General features: G+C 48.5%; 7 protein-coding genes and 4 pseudogenes. 7 read left to right on the forward strand and 4 right to left on the reverse strand.

What is annotated here, in order from left to right:
- Positions 1 to 132: 132 nt before the first annotated feature.
- A pseudogene (locus tag BN873_RS01655) lies at positions 133 to 687 on the forward strand (IS3 family transposase); the annotation flags it as partial.
- A gap of 47 nt (positions 688 to 734) precedes the next feature.
- On the opposite strand, the pseudogene BN873_RS01660 reads toward BN873_RS01655, so the two are convergent.
- A pseudogene (locus BN873_RS01660) lies at positions 735 to 1,283 on the reverse strand (IS982 family transposase); the annotation flags it as partial.
- A 267-nt stretch (positions 1,284 to 1,550) separates the two neighbouring features.
- Here BN873_RS01660 and BN873_RS19220 point away from each other — a divergent pair.
- The 4 genes and pseudogenes from BN873_RS19220 to BN873_RS01680 all read left to right on the forward strand — a co-directional run bounded on the left by BN873_RS19220 (position 1,551) and on the right by BN873_RS01680 (position 5,600).
- Positions 1,551 to 2,310, forward strand: a pseudogene (locus tag BN873_RS19220) (IS5 family transposase).
- Between the two features lie 78 nt (positions 2,311 to 2,388).
- Positions 2,389 to 3,663, forward strand: coding sequence for a putative O-glycosylation ligase, exosortase A system-associated (locus tag BN873_RS01675; RefSeq protein WP_082161030.1), 1,275 nt, complete (start codon positions 2,389 to 2,391; stop codon positions 3,661 to 3,663).
- A 53-nt stretch (positions 3,664 to 3,716) separates the two neighbouring features.
- Complete coding sequence (locus BN873_RS19225; protein ID WP_082161031.1) at positions 3,717 to 4,583, forward strand: glycosyltransferase family 2 protein; 867 nt, start codon at positions 3,717 to 3,719, stop codon at positions 4,581 to 4,583.
- Between the two features lie 21 nt (positions 4,584 to 4,604).
- Positions 4,605 to 5,600 carry a glycosyltransferase family 2 protein gene (locus BN873_RS01680; RefSeq protein WP_048670244.1) on the forward strand — a complete coding sequence of 332 codons (996 nt, stop codon included), beginning with the start codon at positions 4,605 to 4,607 and terminating at the stop codon, positions 5,598 to 5,600.
- 237 nt (positions 5,601 to 5,837) lie between these two features.
- Here BN873_RS01680 and BN873_RS21105 read toward each other — a convergent pair whose 3' ends face one another.
- The gene (locus BN873_RS21105) at positions 5,838 to 5,990 is read right to left on the reverse strand and encodes an IS4 family transposase (RefSeq protein WP_139031623.1); all 153 of its coding nucleotides are present in this window, start codon (positions 5,988 to 5,990) and stop codon (positions 5,838 to 5,840) included.
- The gene (locus BN873_RS21110) at positions 5,978 to 6,139 is read right to left on the reverse strand and encodes an IS4 family transposase (protein ID WP_171820398.1); all 162 of its coding nucleotides are present in this window, start codon (positions 6,137 to 6,139) and stop codon (positions 5,978 to 5,980) included. Before BN873_RS21110 ends, BN873_RS21105 begins: the two co-directional genes overlap by 13 nt.
- A gap of 28 nt (positions 6,140 to 6,167) precedes the next feature.
- Here BN873_RS21110 and BN873_RS01685 point away from each other — a divergent pair.
- Together BN873_RS01685 and BN873_RS19235 are read left to right on the forward strand one after the other, a co-directional pair.
- Positions 6,168 to 6,449, forward strand: a pseudogene (locus BN873_RS01685) (transposase); the annotation flags it as partial.
- 25 nt (positions 6,450 to 6,474) lie between these two features.
- A complete protein-coding gene (locus BN873_RS19235; protein WP_171820399.1) occupies positions 6,475 to 6,762 on the forward strand; it encodes a transposase in 288 nt (95 codons plus the stop codon).
- Positions 6,763 to 6,786: 24 nt separating this feature from the next.
- On the opposite strand, the gene BN873_RS01695 is transcribed toward BN873_RS19235, so the two are convergent.
- Positions 6,787 to 7,107, reverse strand: a 321-nt coding sequence (locus BN873_RS01695) for an integrase core domain-containing protein (protein ID WP_206778868.1), incomplete at its 5' end; no start/stop codon positions are given.

Genomic DNA, 7,107 nt, shown 5'->3' on the forward strand with positions numbered 1-7,107 from the left:
TGAAAAGTCCTGGTCTACTTTGCTTAATGGTGTCGTCATCGTCAATGCTCCTGACACGTCAGTGTCCTCGTTTCCTACAGTGGAGCATTTACACAATCAAATTTATAGTCTCTCAGCAACCGCAATACTTCCTCCCCGCTGGATCGGGTTCACCGCCAGTTCACGGCCACTCGTCCTAATGCGCTGTGGGTCGCTGATTTCACGTACGTCTTAACCGGACAAGGCTTCGTCTATGTCGCCTTCGTTATCGACGTTTTCGCACGCTACATTGTCGGCTGGAACGTCTCGCGCACCGCCCGAACAGAGTTCGTGCTCGACGCCCTAGAGCAAGCCCTTCACGCACGTAAACCCCTTGATCAGGGTTTGATCCACCATAGCGACCGTGGGGTGCAATACGTCTCAATCCGCTATACCGAGCGCTTGGCCGAGGCGGGGATCGAACCCTCGGTCGGCAGCGTAGGCGATTCCTACGACAACGCCCTTGCTGAAACCATCAATGGGCTGTACAAAACAGAGGTCATCCACCGACAATCCTGGAAGAACCTAGAGGCGGTCGAATGGGCCACCCTGGCTTGGGTTCACTGGTTTAACCAGCATCGGTTGCTGGAGCCGATAGGCTACCGGCCACCTGCTGAGGCGGAAGCCGCTTATTATCAACAACGCCATGAGTCTGCCATGATGGCTTGACTCACAACAAGCAGCCTCCCACAAACCCGGTGCGATTCAGTTTGAAACAAGCGGTGGGAAATGTAGCCACGATCCCCGATGAGCTTGCCGGTCAGTCCTTGGGTCAGATCGGGCACGGGTTGGCGGTCGTCCACGTTGCCAGGGGTGATGCGGAAGGCCAAGAGTTCTCCCCGATCATTGACAACCAAGTGTAATTTGAAACCATAAAACCAACCCATGGAGGTTTTGCCCCGGCGGGCCACCTGCTTGAAGACCTTGTGGCTGTGAATACGACGGTTGTGGCAGACCACCAGGGAGGTCGCATCAATGAAAGTGATTCCGGTGTCTTCACCCCGGCGGGTGTGGAGGTAGATACACAGTGGCATCAATACTGTGGGAATCAACGCCACAAAGCGGTTGTAGCTTAACAGGTGAGGGAATTCACCCTGGCCGTGCCGACACAGGTGCAATAGGTAAAACGCCTTGAAGTTGCGGTAGTGGGACTGATGAAAGTGGATCAAGATCGTCATGATTTCGCTGAGGAGCCGACGGTGTCAATCCGGTAGAAAAACTCGGCAGAATTCATTGACGCCACAAAACAGGCCTTCTAAGCTCATGGTGTGGCTCCTGAAGCAGTGGGTTTGGTCACCTGGAACCTTAGCAGGTTCCGCTCCAGGAGCTACGCCTCCTTAACCTTAGCCGGAACTGACGTTTGGTTAGACCGTGATTGAGCAAACCTGGCCCCGGCAGTGCGTGTGAAGTGCGGGGCTTTGCTGAGGACTCGATCAGTGGATTCCATCAGGGACTCTAGGGCGTGTCGTCAAATAGGGCGGGGGTGGGTATACTGGATGAAGGGTTAGGATTTTGAAAGGAAGGATGGGGCGATGATTCGACGGTATGCGTTACGAGATGACCCATGGGAGCGGATTCAGGATCGGCTGTCGGGGCGTCCAGAGACGGTGGGGGTAACGGCCCGCGATAACCGGTTATTTGTGGAGGCGGTGCTGTACCGCTATCGCTCAGGATCGGCCTGGCGAGATTTGCCAGCACGGTTTGGGGATTGGAAGAACGTGCATCGTCGGTTTGGCCGCTGGGCGGAACGTGGGGTTTGGGCAGCCGTTTTCAACGACCTAGCGGGTGATGCCGACAACGACTACGCGATGATCGATAGCACCATCGTTCGTGCCCACCAGCACAGCGCTGGCGCGAAAAAAAAGCGGGCGAAGACCCGGCCATCGGCCGAAGCAAAGGCGGATTGAGCACGAAAATTCACGCCCTAGTTGATGCCTTGGGCAACCCCATCGCGTTCCATCTCAGCCCGGGCCAGCGTGCGACCTGGAAGGTGCGGATCGCCTACTGCCGGGCCTGGCGGCGGACACCCTGCTAGCTGATAAAGCCTATGATGCCGATCAGCGGGTGATTGAACCCTTGCGCCAGGCTGGAAAAACCGCCGTCATTCCCCCCAAAGCCAACCGTAAAATCCAGCGCTCTTACGACAAGGAACTCTACAAAGCGCGCCACCTCGTCGAAAATTTCTTCTGCAAACTCAAACTATTCCGCGCTATCGCCACCCGCTATGACAAAACCGCTCGCAATTTCCTCGCCGCCATCCATTTGGCCTCCACCGTGATCTGGCTTATTTGACGACACGCCCTAGCAAATCGGGAGCGCCCATGTATGCCGGGGGATGGTTACTAAATCTCTGGTTAATTCATATTTTTTATGCGTGATGTACTCTTAACGATTATTATCTCAGGCGGTTTAATCTGGGGATTTTTTTCAGCTCCAGTTTCTATCTTGGTCTTAAATTGGATATGTTTTCAACGGCCTTACGACTTTTCTTGGGGATTGTGGAATAATCTTCCGGTATTTAAAATTGCATTAGGTGTTGCGGTTTTCTCCAACCTTATTTACGGACGAATATTTTTTCGATTTCCATTTATACTGGTAATTTATCTTGCCATTCTGGGTTGGGCAGCATTAAGCTGTTTTTTTGCCTATAATTCTAATTATGCATGGGATTTTTATAAGAATTTCCTTCCATCAATGCTATTTACACCGATATTAATGTTTTCCACGATTCATAGTATTAGTCTTTGTAAATGGGTAATTTGGGTGGCGGCTGCGGGAATTGGTTTCAATGCTTTTAAAGTGGGTCTTACAATAACGGCTAAAGGTGGTGGCCATATCACTGACCAAATCAATGGTTTCGTGGGCGATAATAATATGCTTGGCCTAGTTTGCTGCATTATAGTTGCCGTTTTGATGGGTTTGAGGGGAACTTTGCCAAAAAATAAATGGATAATGCTCCTCTTTTATATTTTTATCATGTTTATTTTACTATGTATTATATATACTAAATCTCGTGGCGCTTTACTAGCATTAAGTATCACTTTTATTTCTATGGCTTTTTTAAGCGGTAAATTAATTCGTTCTTTATTTTTCTTAGTTGTAATTATTGCATCTGGTTATTTTCTTATACCATCTAATAATTTTGACCGGCTCTCTACTCTAGATAATTTAAAAGACGATACATCCGCAGTAGGGCGATTTGAAAATTGGGAATTATCCTGGCAGGAGGCTTTGAGATATCCATTCTTTGGTGTAGGGCCTGAGAATCACATTATTTATAATAAATCTATTTCTACTTCAGTACAAACTCGCGTAGCTCATAGCGTTTATTTTCAAGTCTTAGGAGAATTAGGTTTTGTTGGACTCGGTTTGTATTTGTGGTTTATGGGGCTGGGTCTATGGACGTTGTTTAGGACATGGAGATTTATGATTTTTGTAGCTATTGATAACCCTGATTTGACTTGGGTTCGAGATGTCGCTCTCTGGATGATATGCGGTTATATGGGTTATATTCTCGGTGCTGGATTTCTGAATACATTTTATATCGAGTTCCCTTGGTATGTAATTTTTTATGGTAGTATGCTCCAGCCTTTAGTTACTATAGAGTTATCTCAGCGTAAAAAACTGATGATTTTTAATAATTGATATAGGTGCTTATAATAAAGAGCAGACTTTACAGATTTTAGAGGTAACTCAAGTTGCTATCTCCGAAGCTATCGGTCATCTTATGCACAAGAAATAGAGGTTGTTACCTGCTTAATACATTAAAAACTTATGAAAATATATCGACAACTTTATCATGGGAATTAATTATCGTTGATAATGCCTCAACTGATGAAACTCGACAAATACTAAATAAATTTGCTTCTAATACGGATATCTGTGTGCATGTAATTTCAGAACCTAAGGTTGGGTTGTCTCGCGCAAGAAATGCAGGGTGGCAATATGCAAAGAGTGAAGTAATTATTTTTAGCGATGATGACTGTTATCCACAATCTGATTTTATCGATGCGATTTGGAGTAATTTTACCGAAAATTGGGTTGATTACATCGGTGGAAGGATCTTGCTTTACGATCCAAAAGATTTCCCCATTACGATTCAGTTACGTGAAGATAGATACGATCTTCCTCCAGGGAGCTTTATTGAGTCTGGGTTAATTCAAGGGGCTAATATGGCGTTTCGACGTAAGGTACTCTTGAGAGTTGGTGGATTTGACGAGTTTTTAGGAGCAGGTACTAATTTGCCAGGTAGCGATGATACAGACATAATAAATCGAGCCTCTGCTGTCGGATTTTGGGGTGCCTATGATCCAAGACCTGTCGTTTTTCATCATCACCGACGTCAAACTCAAGAGCAAGTCGCCACTTTGATGCGTTCTTACGATATTGGTCGGGGTGCGTATTATATGAAGGCTACTTTAGACAAAACCCGACGTAGCCAAGTTTCTAGACAATGGTATTGGCGTACAGTAATACCTGCTTTACGCTCACGACGTGGCGCACAGAAGCTTTTTTACGAGATGATGGGCGCAATTCGATATCTTATCTGCCAGGTCAGAAATTAATTAATCATCTAGGGTATTCATATGTATACCACAGTAATCATGATCAATCGAAACGGTGGAACCTTTCTGCGTGATGCTTTGCAGACTTGCCGTGCAGATCTTGAGGCTACATGGCAATCCAGGCAGGATTTTGAATTGCTAGTTGTTGATAATGGCTCAACCGATGATTCTTTATCGGTGATTAAGGCCGAGATTAGCTCGGCTCCTTTTAAGGCACGCATCATAGAAGAACTCTCGCTTGGCGTAAATTCGGCGAGAAATGCTGGGCTTAAAGAGGCCACCGGTGATTTTTTAATCTTTGTTGATAGTGATATCCGCTTTCATTCTGGCTGGCTGGCAGCTTATCTAGGAGCTGCAGATCGCTATCCAGAAATTGAGGTTTTCGCTGGATGTGTGCAGATTGGCTTAATAGAGGGAGCAATACCTAACTGGCTGGACCTTACAGGGCCATGGAAGCGCAGCTGCATCGTGGTGCAAGCCGATTTTGGCAAAGACCCAGCTGTTTTTCAGATCACACCAAATTGTGGTCCTGTGGGGCCTAATATGGCATTTCGCCGCTCTATATTTGAGCGTGCAGGCACTTTTGACATTCAATTTGGCCTTCGGCCAGGATCTTTAGTCGCTGGAGCAGAAGCTGAATTTTTCGACCGACTTTCCCATTTTGATGCCTCTTTTGCATGGGTACCTGATGCGGTAGTGGACCATCCGTTAAAACGCCAGCAAATCAATCGTCTGTATTTTCTCAACCGCTTGCATGGTATTGGGCGTGTAACTGCTCGGATTGCATGTATGCGCGGGACGCCTGCAAAGCGGTTATTTGGGTTAACATTATATCGTGTCCCAGAATTGTTTTGTGCTCTCCTTGCTTGGCTTCGTGCAACTTTACAGGCAGATTCTTGCCGAGCTTTCTATTATCAAGGAGAAGTCTACGTTTTGGTCGGTTATCTCTACGAGGATTTCATACAGTGGAGAACATTAAGATCCCATCCCAATATTAACATATTGATATATTTATGAAATAATCATATCGTTGGGCTACAAAGTAAGGCTTTGAATTAAAACAGGTGACATCTCGAAATGACACCAGAGAAAAGATACCCCAGTGATCTGACAGATGAAGAATGGGTGGTTGTGGAAGAATGCCTGCGTGGAGAAGAAGAGATTGGGGCGGATCGTCCATTGGAAGTGGATTTGAGACCACCCGATTCCCCACAACTCAGCCGGAGGGGCTAAAAGCATCCGATTACCCACAATTCACCCATCACCAGCATACACGGCACGGGTGGCTTCAAAGGCGATGGTAAAGGCTCTGACTTTTTGCAGGCCTTCCCAGATTGCCTTGGGACCGGGATGACTGTCGTGTTTGCGTCCGAGAAACCCACCGAAGCCAGCGATCAACCGCACCATCTGACCCAGGGGGGTGGGGTTTCCGGGGGTTTAGTCCGGTGTGCGACGATCCAGGCGGCCTGCCATTCCTCGGGATCGAACACCACGTCACAGGGCAGATTTGGGCAATCCCGGCCCCAAGTGACCAAGTGCAGGATCCGCCAGGCCATGATCAGGTAAATCACCTTGAGCGCCTTGTGGTTACGGCACTGGGAGCGGGTGATCCCCATTTTTGACTACCCAGATGACATCCGCCGTGCGATCTACACCACCAACGCCATTGAGTCCCTCAACAGCGTCATCCGCAAGGCCATTAACAACCGACGAATTTTCCCCAGTGATCGTTCCGCCTTCAAGGTGATCGACTTGGCTATTGAGCAAGCCGCCAAAAAATGGACCATGCCCATCAAAGACTGGAAACAGGCCCTCAATCGCTTCGCCATTCAATTCGAGGGCCGCTTGCCACTCTCACTCCACTAACCAAAACCGCATTTACACAAAAAATTTGACAGACTCTCGCCGAGAGCGGATCAGCTTCATCGCGGCGCTCCACCAACGCCAGATGATCGCACCGATGGTGTTTACGGGCCATTGTAATCGCTCCGTATTCACCGCCTGGCTAGAGCGCTTTCTGCTGCCGCTCCTGCAACCGGGCCAGACCGTCATCTTCGATAATGCCCGCTTTCATCAGGCTCCCACCTTGGCAACAACGCTCGCCAACGCCGGTTGCGCCTTGCGCTATCTCGCCCGTACTCCCCAGACCTCAACCCGATTGAGCATTATTGGGCGGTAGTGCCCCAAAAAAGACTTCCGCTGGTTAAGAGAGTATAGCGACCTCCTGGGCCAAGACGGCGGCGGGGGTGCGATACGCTAAATGACTGTGTAATCGCTGCTCGTTAGACCAACGCTGGAAGGCGGGTAGAAGTGCTTGGAGGTCGGCCAAGGTATTGACCTCGTGGCGAAAGACGAACTCGTGCTTGAAGGTGCGGTTCAAGCGTTCCAGGATGCCCATACCACCGACCTGAGCGACACGACAGCGCACCCTGTCAGGCGACAGCCTAAATTGACCCCTTAGCGACATGAAGAATTGACCCCGCAAGTCAGAGGGGAAATAGTCATGAAGGGTCCGAAAATCCAC

Origin of the sequence: Candidatus Competibacter denitrificans Run_A_D11 (assembly GCF_001051235.1) — a bacterium.
Classification (GTDB): Bacteria; Pseudomonadota; Gammaproteobacteria; order Competibacterales; family Competibacteraceae; genus Competibacter_A; species Competibacter_A denitrificans.

Bases quoted from the DNA above. Each gene is read 5' to 3' on its own strand.
- BN873_RS01680 (WP_048670244.1), top strand. From the start codon at position 4,605: ATGTATACCACAGTAATCATGATCAATCGAAACGGTGGAACCTTTCTG.
- BN873_RS21105 (WP_139031623.1), bottom strand. From the start codon at position 5,990: ATGGTGCGGTTGATCGCTGGCTTCGGTGGGTTTCTCGGACGCAAACAC.
- BN873_RS01675 (WP_082161030.1), top strand. From the start codon at position 2,389: ATGCGTGATGTACTCTTAACGATTATTATCTCAGGCGGTTTAATCTGG.
- BN873_RS21110 (WP_171820398.1), bottom strand. From the start codon at position 6,139: ATGGCCTGGCGGATCCTGCACTTGGTCACTTGGGGCCGGGATTGCCCA.